This is a genomic window from Cellulosimicrobium sp. E-16 (assembly GCF_049913115.1).
Classification (GTDB): domain Bacteria; phylum Actinomycetota; class Actinomycetes; order Actinomycetales; family Cellulomonadaceae; genus Cellulosimicrobium.
This window is the reverse complement of sequence record NZ_CP183974.1, coordinates 1,425,135-1,439,348: the sequence shown is the minus strand read 5'-3', so window position 1 is coordinate 1,439,348 and position 14,214 is coordinate 1,425,135. Positions and strand designations below refer to the sequence as shown.

Sequence of the window (14,214 nt, the reverse complement as noted above, 5' to 3'; positions counted from 1 at the left end):
CGTCGGTCAGGCGGGGCGCTCGGGCTGGTCGGGCTGCTGCGCCCCGGGTGCGGGCTGGGCGTCGGGCTGCGCGTCGGCGGGCTGGTCCGACGTCGGGCGCATGGCGCCGTAGCGCGGCTCACCGGTCGGCGTGGTCCAGCGGGGGTCGGGGGTCCGGGCCGGCGGCGCGACCGGAGGCGTGGGCGCGGGAGCGGGAGCGACGCCCGCCGGCGGCTCGGGCGCCGGCGCCGTCGGCGCGGGCGGCGGGGTCGCCCCGGGCGTGCCCCACGTCGGGTTCGCGGGTGCGGCCGGTGCGCGGACCCCGCCCGCGCCCTCCGGCATCCGCGACAGGAGCTGGCGCGCGTCGCCCGCACGCTCGGGTGCACAGAGGATCCCGTACGACGACGCGACGATCTGGCTCTGCGACGTGAAGTCGCGCTTGCCCTGCGTGAGCGCGTACGACAGCACCGAGAAGAGCAGCCCGAACCCGGCGCCGATCCCGATGGCCGTGAGGACGAAACCCCCCTGCCCGGAGAACATGAAGAGCAGCAGGCCGACGAACAGGCCGAACCACGCGCCGGACGCCGCACCCGCGATCGCGACGCGACCGTAGGTGAGCCGGCCCGTCACGCGCTCGACCATCTTGAGGTCGGTGCCGACGATCGTCACGAGCTCGACCGCGAACTTGTTGTCGGAGAGGAAGTCGACCGCCTTCTGCGCCTCGAGGTAGGTCGCGTACGACGCGATCTCCTCACCACGGGGCGGGGTGGGGACACGGGGGACGGCACCCGGGCGTGACATGCTCATTCGCCCAGTCTGTCCTACTCGTGCTGCGGGCGCGAGGCCCGCGCCCCCGCGCGTCCGCGGCTCCGGACCGTCCGGCGGCGCCACCCACCGGAGGAACGCGCGGCGACCGGGGCGCGTGCGTAGGCTGGCCGCGTGAGCGCAGCCACCACCGTCTTCGTCGCGCGCCTGGCCGGGACCAGCGTGTTCGACCCCATCGGCGACCAGGTCGGGCGGGTGCGGGACGTCGTCGTGCTCATCCGGCCGAAGGGCGCGCCCCGCGCCGTGGGCCTCGTCGTCGAGGTGCCGGGCCGCCGGCGGGTCTTCCTCCCCCTCACGCGCGTGACGAGCATCGACGCGGGCCAGGTCATCTCGACCGGCCTCGTGAACATGCGCCGGTTCGAGCAGCGCGCGATGGAGACGCTCGCGGTGAGCGAGCTGCTGGAGCGCACGGTCGAGCTCGTGGACGGGTCGGGCTCGGCGACGATCGAGGACCTCGCGATCGAGCGGCAGCGCACCGGGGACTGGCTCGTCACCAAGCTGTACGTGCGGCGCAGGTCCCAGCACAAGGGCACGCTCGGCCTGCGCCGGCGGGGCGACGCGATCGTCGTGGACGTGGGTGCGGTCACGGGCCTCGCGGGCGGCACCGAGGCGCAGGGCGCGGCGATGCTCCTCGCCGCCTACGACGACCTCAAGCCCGCCGACCTCGCCGACGTCATCCACGACCTGGGCGACACGCGCCGGCTCGAGGTCGCGGGCGCGCTCGACAACGAGCGCCTCGCCGACGTCCTCGAGGAGCTGCCGGAGGACGACCAGGTCGCGATCCTCTCCGGCCTCGACACCGACCGCGCCGCGGACGTCCTCGAGGCGATGCAGCCCGACGACGCGGCCGACCTGCTGCACGAGCTCCCCGAGGCGCAGGCCGCCCAGCTCCTCGAGCTCATGGAGCCGGAGGAGGCGCGCGACGTGCGCCGCCTGCTCGCCTACGCGGAGGACACCGCGGGCGGTCTCATGACCTCCGAGCCGGTCGTCCTCGGCCCCGAGACGACGATCGCCACGGCGCTCGCGCAGATCCGGCGCAAGGACCTCGCCCCCGCGCTCGCGTCGATGGTGTTCGTCGCGCGCCCCCCGCTCGAGACGCCGACGGGCCGGTTCCTCGGCGTCGCGCACTTCCAGCGGCTGCTGCGCGAGCCGCCGCACGCCGCCGTGGGCTCGGTGCTCGACTCCGACGTCGAGGGCGTCGCTCCCGACGCCCCGCTGGGGCGCGTCACGCGCATCCTCGCGACCTATGACCTCCTGTGCGTGCCGGTCCTCGACGCGGAGAAGCGCCTGCTCGGCGCGATCAGCGTGGACGACGTGCTCGACCACATGCTTCCCGACGACTGGCGCGAGACCGACGACGACGTCGACACGGACTACGCGCGCGCCACGCTCGCGCCCGGGTCGCTGCCGTCGCGTCCGGCCAACCGCGGCGGCGCGACGGGGGTGACCCGTGGCTGACCGCCTCGACACGCCGAAGAGCGCGCGGCGCTCCCTCATCCCGCGGGTCAAGGTCGACCAGGACGCGGTCGGCCGCGCGACCGAGGGCATCGCCCGGTTCCTCGGCACGCCCCGGTTCCTCGTCTACCTCACCGTGTTCTGCGCGGTGTGGATCATCTGGAACTCGTGGGGCCCGGAGGGCCTGCGGTTCGACTCCGCGGAGTTCGGGTTCACGGCGCTCACGCTCATGCTCTCGCTCCAGGCGTCGTACGCGGCGCCCCTCATCCTGCTCGCGCAGAACCGCCAGGACGACCGCGACCGCGTCACCGCCGAGCAGGACCGGCAGCGCGCCGAGCGCAACCTTGCCGACACCGAGTACCTCGCGCGCGAGATGGCTGCCCTGCGCATCGCGCTGAGCGAGGTGGCCACGCGCGACTTCGTCCGCTCGGAGATCCGCAACCTGCTGGAGGAGCTGGAGGAGAAGTCGGCCCGCCCGGCCGACGACGAGGCCGCCGACCGCTGACCCGAGATCGACCCGCACGGCTCCAGATCGGCCTCCCGAGGGTCGATCTCGGGCGCTCGGGCCGATCTCGGGAGCCGCTACTGCGTGCCCTCAGCCGCCACGCGGCGCAGGCGCTCGGCGAGGGCCGGGTCACCTTCGACGGCCAGGCCGTCGGCCGGGCCGCGGCCCCACAACCACAGGTCGAGCGCCCACGCGGGGCCGGCGACCTGCGTCGTGGTCGAACCGGGCAGGTCGACGAGCTGCGCGACGTCGAGGTCGTACGCGGTGCCCGACTCCGGGCCCGTCCCGGTGAAGCGCCCGAACGCGAGCTCCCAGCTCCGGGGCCGCTCCCCGAACCCGTCCACGACGACCGACACCGTCGCGCCGTCGGGCGTGAAGACGCCCCAGCCGGGCACGCCGTCGACCATGACCGACAGCACCTCGTCGACGCCGTCCGCCGCGACGTCCGGGTCGGCGGGCGTCACGTCCCGTCCGGCCGTGAGCTCCGCGTCCGCGCGGTGGATCAGCGCCTCGTGCGCCTGCCGGCGCAGGACCCAGCCGACGTGGCGACCCTCCTCGTGCCACGACCAGCAGGGCTCCCCGGGGTCGCGACGGGTGAGCGCGGCGACGAGGCGGCTCGTCGAGCGCTGGAGCAGCGTGGGCAGCTCGGCGTCCGACGACGGCCGGGCGAGCGGGGCGACGTCGTCGCCGTCGCGCCCGTGCCCGGGCGAGGGACCGACGACGCGCGCCCAGAAGTCCTGCACCTCCGCGAGGTGGTAGAGCAGGTCGGCGCCCGTCCACTCGGGGCACGACGGCACGCGCGCGTCCGGGGGCGCGCTCCGCACGGCGTCGCCGAACAGCTCGCTGTCCCGTGCGAGGGAGGCCAGGGCGTCCATCCGTGCACGGTAGACCCGTTCGGCGCGCCACGGCGTGCGATGCGGCTCACGTCCGTCCCGGGACCTAGGGCCCGGCGGACGGTGCCGCGTGCACGCCTACGATGGGTGCATGCCCGACCCCGCCGCAGACCAGCTCGAGCACGCCGTCCGGCAGGCCCTCACCGCGGTCCTCGACCCGGAGATCCGTCGCCCCGTCACGGACCTCGGCATGATCCGCTCGGTCGCGGTCGCGCCCGGCGCGGTCGTGACGGTGGGCGTGGACCTCACGGTCGCGACGTGCCCCATGCGCGACACCCTCACGCGTGACGTCGACGCCGCCGTCCGCGCGGTCGACGGCGTGGCGGACGTGCGCGTCGAGCTGGGCGTCATGAGCGCGGAGCAGCGCGCGGAGCTGCGCACGATGCTGCGCGGCGGCGTGGGCGAGCCCGAGATCCCCTTCGCGAAGCCGGAGTCGCTGACGAGGGTCTACGCGATCGCGTCGGGCAAGGGCGGGGTGGGCAAGTCCTCCGTCACCGCGAACCTCGCGGTCGCGCTCGCGGCCCAGGGTCTCGAGGTCGGCGTCGTCGACGCGGACATCTACGGGTTCTCCATCCCGCGCATGCTCGGCGTCGACCGGCAGCCCACGCGCGTCGACAACATGCTGCTGCCGCCGATCGCGCACGGCGTGAAGGTCGTCTCGATCGGCATGTTCGTCCCGCCCGGCCAGCCGGTCGTGTGGCGCGGACCGATGCTGCACCGCGCCCTCCAGCAGTTCCTCGCGGACGTCTTCTGGGGCGACCTCGACGTGCTGCTCCTCGACCTGCCGCCCGGGACGGGCGACATCGCGATCTCCGTGGCGCAGCTCCTGCCGGGCAGCGAGATCGTCGTGGTCACGACACCACAGGTCGCGGCCGCGGAGGTCGCGGAGCGCGCGGGATCGGTCGCCACGCAGACGCAGCAGGGTGTCGTGGGCGTCGTCGAGAACATGTCGTGGCTCGAGCAGCCCGACGGGTCACGGCTGGAGGTCTTCGGGTCGGGCGGCGGCGAGCGCGTCGCCGCGAACCTGTCGCGCGCCACGGGCACGACCGTCCCGCTGCTCGGCCAGGTCCCGCTGGACGTCTCGCTGCGCGAGGCCGGCGACGGCGGTACCCCGGTGGTCCTCGCCGACCCCGGCTCGCCCGCAGCGGTCGCGCTGCACGACGTCGCGCTCGGCCTCGCGCGTCGACCGCGCGGTCTCGCGGGCCGCTCGCTCGGCGTCACCGTGGTCTGACCGAGGCCTGTCCGACCGACCCCACGGAGCCGTCGACGTGGCGGCGCCATGCTCCCGCGGGGCCTTGGGAAGCACCCCTGTCTTTTCTTCGTGCCACGGTATAGTCTCGCCCGCATCTCGTCAGGGGGACGGCCGTCGGGCCGGTGAGGGGGATCCAGCCGTGGCGTCGTCGCTGCTCCGCCCTGCCCGCGTGCGCCCTCGCACGCCTCGTGCGCGCCCGGCCCTCGCGCCGGGGCGTCTCCGCCCGTTACCAGACGGTGACCCCACGGTGGAGAGATCGCGACAGAACTCCTCCCCAGGGATGACGACGCCCGCACGCCCCGACCCCTAGCCTCGGGCCGGGCGTCCACCCGCCCGCCGAGCAGCGCTCGCGCGCCGTCCGCCACCGTCCCAGGAGCCCGCACGTGGGTATCACCCGCCGGATCGTCTTCCCCGCCCTCCGCATCGTCGTCTGGGGGGTCATCGCCACCGCGCTCGCCGTGATCGCCTTCCGCGCCGCTCCCGAGCCCCCCGCCGACCCGGCGGTCCCCTCCGCCGAGCTCGTCGAGCCCCGCGTGGCCGTGACCACGGGCGACGTCACGAACACCGTGACCCTGACCGGGCAGATCGTGGCCGACCCGGCGGCGCCGCAGAAGGTCACGCAGCGCGGCGTCGTCACGGCGGTGCACGCCACGCCGGGCGACGTCGTCAAGGCGGGTGCGCCTCTCCTCGAGGTCACCCTCGAGGAACCCCGCGAGCCCCTGACCGAGACCGACCCGGAGACGGGCGAGGTCACGGTCACGGAGCGCCGGCCGAAGGTGACGAGGGAGACGGTGGAGGCCACCACCGCCGGCACGATCGCCACGTTCACGGCTCTCAAGGACCAGGAGGTGGCTGTCGGGGAGGACTTCGCGTCGATCTCCCCCGGGACGCTCTCCGTCACGGGCAGCATGGTCGCCGAGCAGCAGTTCCGCCTGCTCCAGATCCCGACCGAGGCGACCGTCACCGTGACCGGAGGGCCGGCCCCGTTCACCTGCACGAACCTGCGCATGGGCACGGCCGCCGCTCCCTCCGGCACGCCCGAGGAGGGCGCGCCCGACCCCGCCGGAGCCTCGTCCGCGAGCGTCACGTGCGCGGTGCCGGGCGACGTCACCGTCTTCGCCGGCCTCGCCGCCGAGCTCGAGATCACCGCAGGCTCGGTCGAGGGCGCCCTCGTCGTCCCCGTGACCGCGGTCCTGGGCCGTGTCGAGCAGGGCAAGGTGTGGGTCGTCGGCGCGGACGGCGAGCCCGAGGAGCGCGCCGTCACGCTCGGCCTCACGGACGGCAGCGTCGTGCAGGTCACCGAAGGGCTCGCCGAGGGCGACGAGGTCCTCGAGTTCGTGCCGGGCCAGGACGTCGTCCCGGTCATGGACGGCATGGTGGGCACCGACGACAGCGGAGAGGCCGGCTACTGATGAGCCTGCTGGAGCTCAACGGGGTCGCTCGCTCGGTGCTGCTGCCCGACGACCGGGAGCTGGAGATCCTGCGCGGCATCGACCTCACCGTCGCCGCGGGCGAGCACGTCTCGATCGTCGGGCGCTCGGGCACCGGCAAGTCCACCCTCCTCAACATCCTCGGGCTCCTCGACACCCCGACGGGCGGGGAGTACCTGCTCGACGGCGTCCCCATCGGCCGGCTCTCCGGCCGCGCCCGGGCGCGGCGCCGCGGCACGGACTTCGGGTTCGTGTTCCAGCAGTTCAACCTCCTCCAGGGCCGCACGGCGCTCGAGAACGTCGTCGCGCCGCTGCTGTACGCGCGCGGACGGCAGTTCTGGCAGCGCAGGACGCTCGCCGCGGAGATGCTCGAACGGGTCGGCCTCGGCGACCGCCTCGACACGCGCCCGGAGAAGCTCTCGGGCGGGGAGCAGCAGCGCGTCGCCATCGCCCGCGCGCTCGTGCGCGTCCCCCGCGTGATCCTCGCCGACGAGCCGACGGGCGCGCTCGACGTCGACACCGGCAGCGAGGTCATGGACCTGCTCGACACGATCGCACGCGAGAACGGGTCGGCGCTCATCGCCATCACGCACGACCTCGCCGTCGCGTCGCGCGCGGCCCGGCAGTTCCGTCTCGCCGACGGCGTGCTCGCCCCGATCGCCATCAGTGCGCGCAGTGCGGGGTCGCTCGCCGCGCTCGAGGCGACGAGCGGGGACGGCGCGAGCGCGGCCACCGACGGCGTCGGCCCCTACGGTCCGGCCGCGCACGACGACACCGCGCCGCACGCGCTCGAGGCCGGCGACGACCAGTCGGAGCACGTCGCCCGCCCGCTCGTCGCCTCGCACGGCGCCTCCCCGCGGTCGGGGGACGCCGCGTGACCGGGATCGTCGGCGCCGTCCTCGAGGCGTGGGACGAGCTCCGCGTCCACAAGGTGCGCGTCCTGCTCGCGCTCGTCGGCGTCGCGGTCGCGGTCTGCGCGATCACCGCGATCTCCGCGGCCGGAGAGATGCTGCGCCAGGTCTCCGCCGAGCAGAACGACCGGTGGAACGGGCGCGCTGCGACGCTCCAGGTGTCGGCCTGGCCGACGGGCGAGGGCGGGAGCGTCATGCCCGCGCCCGAGGAGTACGAGCGCGTGTTCGACGAGGTCGTCGAGCGCTACGCGATCGGCTACTCGTCGATGCTGCGCGACGCGCCCGCGCCCGTCCGTTTCCCCGACGGCACGCGCGAGGTCTACACGACCGGCGTCGAGGCCGACTGGGCCACGATGCACCGCTTCGAGGTGACGTCGGGCCGCTGGTTCACCGACGCCGACTCCGACCGCCTCGCGCCCGCGCTCGTCGTCAACCAGGCGTTCCTCGACGCGCTCGGCGGCGTGACCGTGGCCGAGCACCCGACCGTGACGATCGGCGGTGACAACCCGGTGGTCGCCACCGTCGTCGGCGCGTTCCCGGACGACTGGCCGCAGGCCGAGCCACAGGCCTACGTCCTCGTGGACGCCCAGTCGGCCTGGGTCACACCGGAGACGCTGGAGATGACCGGCCCTCCACGACTCGAGCTGTGGGTTCCCGACGACCTCGCCGACGGGCTCGTCGAGGCGATCCAGCGCGACGTCGCCGGGGCGCTCAGCGGCACGCAGGCCGACGTCTACCGGTCGGACTCGGCGGGCTACGCCGTCGTCGACGGCGCGATCCGCTGGGTCGTGCTCGGCGTCAGCGTGATCGCGCTCCTGCTCGGCGGGCTCGGTCTCGTCAACATCGCGCTCGTCACCGTGCGGTACCGCATCCGCGAGATCGGGATCCGCAGGAGCTTCGGCGCGAGCTCGGGGCGCGTCTTCTTCTCCGTGATGATGGAGAGCGTCGTGGCGACGACCGTCGCGGGCGTGCTGGGCGTGACCGTCGCGGTCGTCGCCCTGCACAACGTCCCGCTCGACGCGCTCATGGGCTCTGCGGTCCAGGACGCCCCGGGCTTCCCGTTCTCCGCCGCGGTGACGGGCATGCTCGCCGCCGTCGGGATCGGAGCGCTCGCCGGCCTCCTCCCGGCGCTCGTCGCCGTCCGGGTCAAGGTGATCGACGCGATCCGCTACTGACCCTGGTGGCCTGTCCGGCACCCGTCGGGCCGGTCACCACCGTCGATGTTCGGTCGTGTTCGATCATGTTGGATTTCTCGGCGATGTGGACAATACTGTTCGCATGCTCGCCTCACAGCGCCAGGAGCGCATCCTCGCGGAGATCCGGGACCACGGCGCGGTCCGCATCGGCGACCTGACCCGGGAGCTCGGGGTGTCGGACATGACGATCCGGCGCGACCTCGTCGAGCTCGCCGACCAGGGCCTCGTCCGCAAGGTCCACGGGGGCGCCGTCGCCCCGCACACCACCGCGCACGAGCCGGGCTTCGCCGCCAAGAGCTCGCGCGAGGCCGCGGAGAAGGAGGCCATCGCGACGGCCGCCGCCCGCCTCATCACCGCGAACGCGTCGGTCGCGCTGAGCGCCGGCACGACGACCCACCTGCTCGCCGCCCGCATCGCCGCGGATCCCGCGCTGCGCCCCCTGACGGTCGTCACGAACTCCCTCCCGGTCGCCGAGATCCTGCACCGCGCGAACGACCCGCGCCTGGAGACGATCCTCACGGGCGGCAGCCGCACCCCGTCCGACGCGCTCGTCGGCCCGCTCGCGGAGGCAGCGCTCGCGGGCCTGCGCGTCGACCTCGCGTTCGTCGGCGCGCACGGCGTGGACCCGGAGATCGGGCTCACGACCCCGAACCTGGACGAGGCCGCGACCAACCGCGCGCTCATCGAGTCCGCGGGTCGCACCGTCGTCCTCGCCGACCACACGAAGTGGCACACGACCGGTCTGCGCGTCTTCGCGACGTTCGCCGACGTGGACGTCCTCGTCACCGACGCCGGGCTCGCGGAGGACGAGCGTGCCCGGGTCCAGGACCTCGTCGAGCAGCTCGTCGTCGCCTGACGACGGTCCCGTAGCCGCCTCTCCCCTCCCCGCACCGCGATCGGACCCGCACGCATGAACCCGCACCTGCGCCGCACCTCGACCCGCCTCGCCGACGGCCGCGAGCTCGTCTACTTCGACGACTCGCCCGCGTACGTCTCGGGTGAGCGCTCACGTCGGCTCGACGACCCGCGGCCGCTGCCGGACCGGTTCGCCCCGGTCCCGGGCCCGGACGGGGCTCCGCGCACGTACGTCGGCCCCGAGATGCGCCGGGACCCGCTCACGGGCGACTGGGTCCCCCTCGCCGCGCACCGGATGAACCGCACTTTCCTCCCCGCCGCCGACTCGTGCCCGCTGTGCCCCGCCCGTCCCGGCGCCGCCTACTCCGACGGCGAGGTCCCCGACACGGACTACGACGTCGTCGTCTTCGAGAACCGTTTCCCGTCGCTCCAGCGCGTGCCCGGCGTCGCCGACGCCGTCGTCGAGGACGCGCCGCTCCAGCTTCACGCCCCGGCCGCGGGCCGGTGCGAGGTCGTGTGCTTCTCGAGCGACCACCGCACCTCGTTCGGCGCGCTCTCGCCGCAGCGTGTGCGCACGATCATCGACGCGTGGGCCGACCGCACCGCCGCCCTCGGCGCCGAGCCGGGCGTCGAGCAGGTCTTCTGCTTCGAGAACCGCGGCCAGGAGATCGGCGTCACGCTGCACCACCCGCACGGGCAGATCTACGGCTACCCGTACGTCACGCCGCGCACCCGCGCCCTGCTCGACGAGGCGCGCGAGCACCACCGCCGCACGGGCCGCAACCTGCTGCGCGACGTGCTCGACTCCGAGCTCGCGGACGGGCGTCGCGTCGTGCTCGAGACGGAGCACTGGGTCGCGTACGTGCCGTTCGCGGCGCGCTGGCCCGTCGAGGTCCACGTCGCCCCGCGGCGCGACGTGCCCGACCTCCCCGCGCTCACCGACGCCGAGCGCGACGACCTCGCCACCGCCTACCTCGAGCTCCTGCGCCGCCTCGACCGGTTCTTCGAGACGGCCGACGGCGACCCCATCCCGCTCCCGTACATCGCCGCGTGGCACCAGGCCCCGGCGCACGAGGGTCGCTCCGTCGCGGACGGCGGCACGGACGACGTGACGCTCGCCCGGCTCCATCTCCAGGTCTTCTCCGTCCTGCGCGCACCGGGCAAGCTCAAGTACCTCGCCGGCTCGGAGTCGGGCATGGGCGCGTGGATCAGCGACACGACGCCCGAGCGGATCGCGGCTCGCCTCCAGGAGCTCGCCCCGTCGAGCGCCGCGCGCGGGTGGGTCCGATCGTGGTCGGACGACGACGGCGCGACCCGGGCGCGCGCGGTCTTCGCCGCCGTGTTCGGTGACGGGTCCGGCGACGGGTCCGGCGACGACCGCCAGGGCGACGTCGGCGTCTGGGCGGCGCCCGGCCGCGTCAACCTCATCGGCGAGCACACCGACTACAACGCGGGCCTGTGCCTGCCGATCGCGCTCCCCCACCGCACGTACGTCGCGCTGCGCCCGCGCCCGGACTCGGTCGTCCGGCTCGCGTCGGCCCAGGCGCCCGGCGAGACGTGGACGACGACGCTGGAGGACGTCGCCCCGGGCGCGGTCTCCGGGTGGGGGTCGTACGTCGCGGGCGTCGCCTGGGCCCTGCGGGAGCACCTCGTCGCGCAGGGCGCCGACCCGGGCGCCATCACGGGCTTCGACGCGGCGGTCGACTCGAGCGTCCCGTTCGGCGCCGGGCTCTCCTCGTCGGCTGCGCTCGAGTGCGCGGTCGCGGTCGCTCTCGACGACGTCGCCGGGCTGGGCCTGGCCTCGACCGACGCCGGCCGCGCCGCCCTGGCCGCCGCGAGCATCCGTGCCGAGAACGAGATCGCCGGCGCCCCGACGGGCGGGATGGACCAGTCCGTGTCGCTGCGAGCGCACGCCGGGCACGCGCTGCTCCTCGACTGCCGGCCCGGTCTCGACCCCGTCGACTCCGCCGAGCAGGTGCCGTTCGACCTGGACGCCGCGGGGCTGGCCCTGCTCGTCGTCGACACGCGCGCCGAGCACCAGCTCGTCGACGGCCAGTACGCGGCGCGGCGCGCCACGTGCGAGGACGCCGCCCGCACTCTCGGGCTGGACTCCCTGCGCGAGCTCGCCGACGACGTCGCCGCGAGCGACGACCCCGCCGGGGCGCTCGCCGTCGCCCTGGAGAAGCTGCCCGACGACGTCGCGCGCCGCCGCGTGCGTCACGTCGTCACGGAGATCGGCCGGGTGCGCGACCTCGTCGCGCTGCTGCGCGACGGCCGGCCCGACGCGGTCGGGCCGCTCATGAACGCGTCGCACGCGTCGCTGCGCGACGACTACGAGGTCTCGAGCGTCGAGCTCGACGTCGCCGTGGACGCCGCACGCGTCGCCGGCGCCCTCGGCGCGCGCATGACCGGCGGCGGGTTCGGCGGCTCCGCGATCGCTCTCGTCCGCGCCGACCAGGTGGAGGCCGTCGCCGACGCCGTCCGCGGGGCGTTCGAGCGCGAGGGCATCGGCGCCCCCGGCTTCCTCCTCGCGACACCGTCCGCACCGGCCGAGCGCGTCGCCTGACCCGAGCCCCTCGCACGCCGCCGAACACGACATGAGGGTCGCTGTGCGGCACATGACGACCCTCGTGTCGTGGTCGACGGGGCGGAACGTCTCAGACGTCGTAGGTGACGACCAGCGGCGCGTGGTCGCTCCAGCGCTCGTCGTGCGTCGGCGCACGGTCGACCTCGACCTTGACTGCGCGCTCGGCGAGCGACGGCGTCGCGAGCTGGTAGTCGATGCGCCAGCCCGAGTCGTTGTCGAACGCGCGCCCGCGCCACGACCACCACGTGAACGGGCCGGGGCCCTCGCCGCCGTGGACGCGGCCGAGGTCGACGAGGCCGACCTGGTCGAGCCAGACGTCGACGTATGCGCGCTCCTCCGGGAGGAAGCCCGCGCTCTTGAGGTTGCCCTTCCAGTTCTTGATGTCGACGTTGTGGTGGGCGATGTTGAGGTCGCCCGCGAGCAGGACCTTCTCCCCCGTGGCCGCGAGCTCGCGGAGGCGTGCCGTGACCTTCTCGAGGTAGGCGTACTTCGCGACCATCGTCTCCGGCTGGCTCACGGTGCCGGAGTGGATGTACGCGGAGACCACGGTGAGGCGACCGCCGTCGGGCAGCTCGAGGTCCGCCTCGACCCAGCGGCCCGTGTCGACGGGCGGCTCCGGCTCCCCGGCGCCCAGCCCGACGCGCACGGCGGACACGGGCAGCCGTGACGCGACGGCGACGCCGGCCCGGCCCTTGAGGTCGCACGCCTGGTGCGCGACGTGCCACCCGTCGAGGAGGTCGTTCACGACCGAGTCGGGGGCGCGGACCTCCTGGAGCAGCAGGACGTCGGGCGTGCGGGACGCGATCCAGGTGTCCATCCCGCGGCGATACGCGGCGCGGATCCCGTTGACGTTGGCGGTGGCGATGGTGAGCAAGTGGGCTCGTCCTCCCTCGATGACGGTGGCGCGCGGCCGCCAGACGGTCGCGGCACGCCGGCCATCCCATCACACGCCACCGACAGGACGGGTCCCCGGCGTCACGCGGGCGGCGTGGCCTCGCTCACGCTCACGGGGGCGACGCGGGCGGGCCGGAACGCGCCGGCGAGCACCGCCGACACGGCGGCGAGCACGGCGAGGACGACGAACCCGACCCGGAGATGATGGGCGGTCGCGAAGACGCCCGTGAGCACGCCGCCGAGCACGGCGCCCGCGTAGGTGAAGACGTTGAGGCGCGCGACCGCGCGGTCCGTGACGGTCGCGACGATCCCGGCCGGCGGCTCCGCCGACTCCGTGCCCGTGCCGGCCGCCACCGCCTCGCGGGCGCGGTCCCCGATCGCGGAGAACGCGAGCGGCGCGACGACGCCGAGCCCGAGCCCGGTCGCCGCCAGCCCGAGCACCGCGACGGGCCAGGCGGGTGCCGCTGCCACCGCGACGAAGCCCAGGGCGCCCAGTGCGCCGCCCAGGCGCACGACCCGCACCCGGCCGAGACGCTCGACGAGGCCGTCTCCCACGAGCCGCGACACGATGAGCGCTGCCTGGTACGCCGCGTACCCCAGGGGTGCGGCGGCTGCGCTCGCCGCGAGGACGTCGCGCAGGAACGTCGCGCTCCAGCTGGACACGGCCGAGTCGGCGACAGGGAACGCGAGCATCCCCGCGCCGAGCAGCGCGATCGTGCCCGCCGCGACCCATGTCACGGTCCCGAGCGGCGCCGTGCCGCGACCGTCGCCCACCACTCCGACCGCCGCCGGGCCCGCCTCGGTCGGCCGCTCCGGGCCCGGAGTCCCGCCCGGGGCCACCGCACCCGGGACGGTCGTGGCGCCGTCAGGCAGACGCAGCGCGAGCCAGACGGCGCCCGCGGCCACGAGGAGCGCCACGAGCGGGAGCGCGACCGGCTGGTCGAGCCCGACGAGCGCGCTGCCCGAGACGGCGAGCGCGCCCAGCACGCCCCCGGCGGCGTTGGCCGCGTAGAACGACGCGAGCAGGCTGCGGCCGTGCGCGCGCTCGACGTCGATCCCGAGCATGTTCATCGCCGCGTCGACCGCTCCGAGCGCGAGCCCGTACAGCCCGATCGCCACGAAGAACAGGGGCCAGGACGGCGCGAGCCCGACGCCCGCGACCGCGACGGCGGCGAGCAGCAGACCGCCCACGACCACGGCGCGCGCACCGCGGACGGCCGCGACCACGCCCGACAGCGCGCTGCCCAGCCCGGCGAAGACGCACACGCCCAGCACGACGAGCGTGACGACGTCGTCGCCCATGCCGAGCCGTTCCTTGTACCCGGGGATGCTGGTGAGCACCACGGCGAACCCGAAGCCCTGCACGGCGTACGCCGCCGTCGTCGCGATGCGCGCCCTCGTCACCCGCGCAGACTAGCGCCTGCGGGTCGCC

12 protein-coding genes and 1 pseudogene are annotated in these 14,214 nt (G+C 75.0%); 9 read left to right on the top strand and 4 right to left on the bottom strand.

The features are described 5' to 3' along the window. Nucleotides 1-6: 6 nt before the first annotated feature. Nucleotides 7-786, bottom strand: a complete 780-nt coding sequence (locus tag ACN9MS_RS06290) for a general stress protein (protein ID WP_426311170.1) — start codon at nucleotides 784-786, stop codon at nucleotides 7-9. Between the two features lie 132 nt (nucleotides 787-918). Here ACN9MS_RS06290 and ACN9MS_RS06285 point away from each other — a divergent pair, with 132 nt between their 5' ends. Then, nucleotides 919-2,262: a magnesium transporter MgtE N-terminal domain-containing protein gene (locus ACN9MS_RS06285; RefSeq protein WP_426311169.1), complete on the top strand. Its 1,344-nt coding sequence runs from the start codon at nucleotides 919-921 to the stop codon at nucleotides 2,260-2,262. Beyond that, complete coding sequence (locus tag ACN9MS_RS06280) at nucleotides 2,255-2,764, top strand: DUF1003 domain-containing protein (protein ID WP_087471425.1); 510 nt, start codon at nucleotides 2,255-2,257, stop codon at nucleotides 2,762-2,764. The genes ACN9MS_RS06285 and ACN9MS_RS06280 overlap by 8 nt, the downstream gene beginning before the upstream one ends. 77 nt (nucleotides 2,765-2,841) lie before the next feature. Here the strand turns inward: ACN9MS_RS06280 and ACN9MS_RS06275 are convergent, their stop codons facing one another. Continuing rightward, the gene (locus tag ACN9MS_RS06275; protein WP_426311168.1) at nucleotides 2,842-3,639 is read right to left on the bottom strand and encodes a maleylpyruvate isomerase family mycothiol-dependent enzyme; all 798 of its coding nucleotides are present in this window, start codon (nucleotides 3,637-3,639) and stop codon (nucleotides 2,842-2,844) included. A gap of 109 nt (nucleotides 3,640-3,748) precedes the next feature. Between ACN9MS_RS06275 and ACN9MS_RS06270 the strand changes: the two genes are divergently transcribed. From ACN9MS_RS06270 to galK, 7 genes and pseudogenes are all read left to right on the top strand, one after another. Beyond that, nucleotides 3,749-4,888 (top strand): Mrp/NBP35 family ATP-binding protein, encoded by a 1,140-nt coding sequence (locus ACN9MS_RS06270; protein ID WP_426311167.1) that lies wholly within the window; start codon nucleotides 3,749-3,751, stop codon nucleotides 4,886-4,888. 404 nt (nucleotides 4,889-5,292) lie between these two features. Beyond that, on the top strand, nucleotides 5,293-6,321 hold the full coding sequence (locus tag ACN9MS_RS06265) for an efflux RND transporter periplasmic adaptor subunit (RefSeq protein WP_426311166.1): 1,029 nt from the start codon (nucleotides 5,293-5,295) through the stop codon (nucleotides 6,319-6,321). Then, entirely contained in the window at nucleotides 6,321-7,217 is an 897-nt protein-coding gene (locus tag ACN9MS_RS06260; RefSeq protein WP_426311165.1) for an ABC transporter ATP-binding protein, read from the top strand. Before ACN9MS_RS06265 ends, ACN9MS_RS06260 begins: the two co-directional genes overlap by 1 nt. After that, nucleotides 7,214-8,425 (top strand): ABC transporter permease, encoded by a 1,212-nt coding sequence (locus tag ACN9MS_RS06255; protein WP_426311164.1) that lies wholly within the window; start codon nucleotides 7,214-7,216, stop codon nucleotides 8,423-8,425. The genes ACN9MS_RS06260 and ACN9MS_RS06255 overlap by 4 nt, the downstream gene beginning before the upstream one ends. Nucleotides 8,426-8,528: 103 nt before the next feature. Next, complete coding sequence (locus tag ACN9MS_RS06250; protein ID WP_378234454.1) at nucleotides 8,529-9,302, top strand: DeoR/GlpR family DNA-binding transcription regulator; 774 nt, start codon at nucleotides 8,529-8,531, stop codon at nucleotides 9,300-9,302. Nucleotides 9,303-9,356: 54 nt separating this feature from the next. Next, a pseudogene (galT, locus tag ACN9MS_RS06245) lies at nucleotides 9,357-10,559 on the top strand (galactose-1-phosphate uridylyltransferase); the annotation flags it as partial. Further along, a complete protein-coding gene (gene galK / locus ACN9MS_RS06240; RefSeq protein ID WP_426311842.1) occupies nucleotides 10,533-11,867 on the top strand; it encodes a galactokinase in 1,335 nt (444 codons plus the stop codon). The pseudogene galT and the gene galK, both read left to right, overlap by 27 nt. Nucleotides 11,868-11,958: 91 nt before the next feature. Here the strand turns inward: galK and ACN9MS_RS06235 are convergent, their stop codons facing one another. Further along, a complete protein-coding gene (locus ACN9MS_RS06235; RefSeq protein ID WP_426311163.1) occupies nucleotides 11,959-12,762 on the bottom strand; it encodes an exodeoxyribonuclease III in 804 nt (267 codons plus the stop codon). 101 nt (nucleotides 12,763-12,863) lie between these two features. Next, nucleotides 12,864-14,186, bottom strand: coding sequence for an MFS transporter (locus ACN9MS_RS06230; protein WP_426311162.1), 1,323 nt, complete (start codon nucleotides 14,184-14,186; stop codon nucleotides 12,864-12,866). Nucleotides 14,187-14,214 lie beyond the last annotated feature (28 nt).

What these genes read in the sequence shown, in the direction of transcription:
- ACN9MS_RS06290 (WP_426311170.1), bottom strand. Translation starts at nt 786, where the DNA reads ATGAGCATGTCACGCCCGGGTGCCGTCCCCCGTGTCCCCACCCCGCCC.
- ACN9MS_RS06275 (WP_426311168.1), bottom strand. Translation starts at nt 3,639, where the DNA reads ATGGACGCCCTGGCCTCCCTCGCACGGGACAGCGAGCTGTTCGGCGAC.
- ACN9MS_RS06270 (WP_426311167.1), top strand. Translation starts at nt 3,749, where the DNA reads ATGCCCGACCCCGCCGCAGACCAGCTCGAGCACGCCGTCCGGCAGGCC.
- ACN9MS_RS06260 (WP_426311165.1), top strand. Translation starts at nt 6,321, where the DNA reads ATGAGCCTGCTGGAGCTCAACGGGGTCGCTCGCTCGGTGCTGCTGCCC.
- ACN9MS_RS06250 (WP_378234454.1), top strand. Translation starts at nt 8,529, where the DNA reads ATGCTCGCCTCACAGCGCCAGGAGCGCATCCTCGCGGAGATCCGGGAC.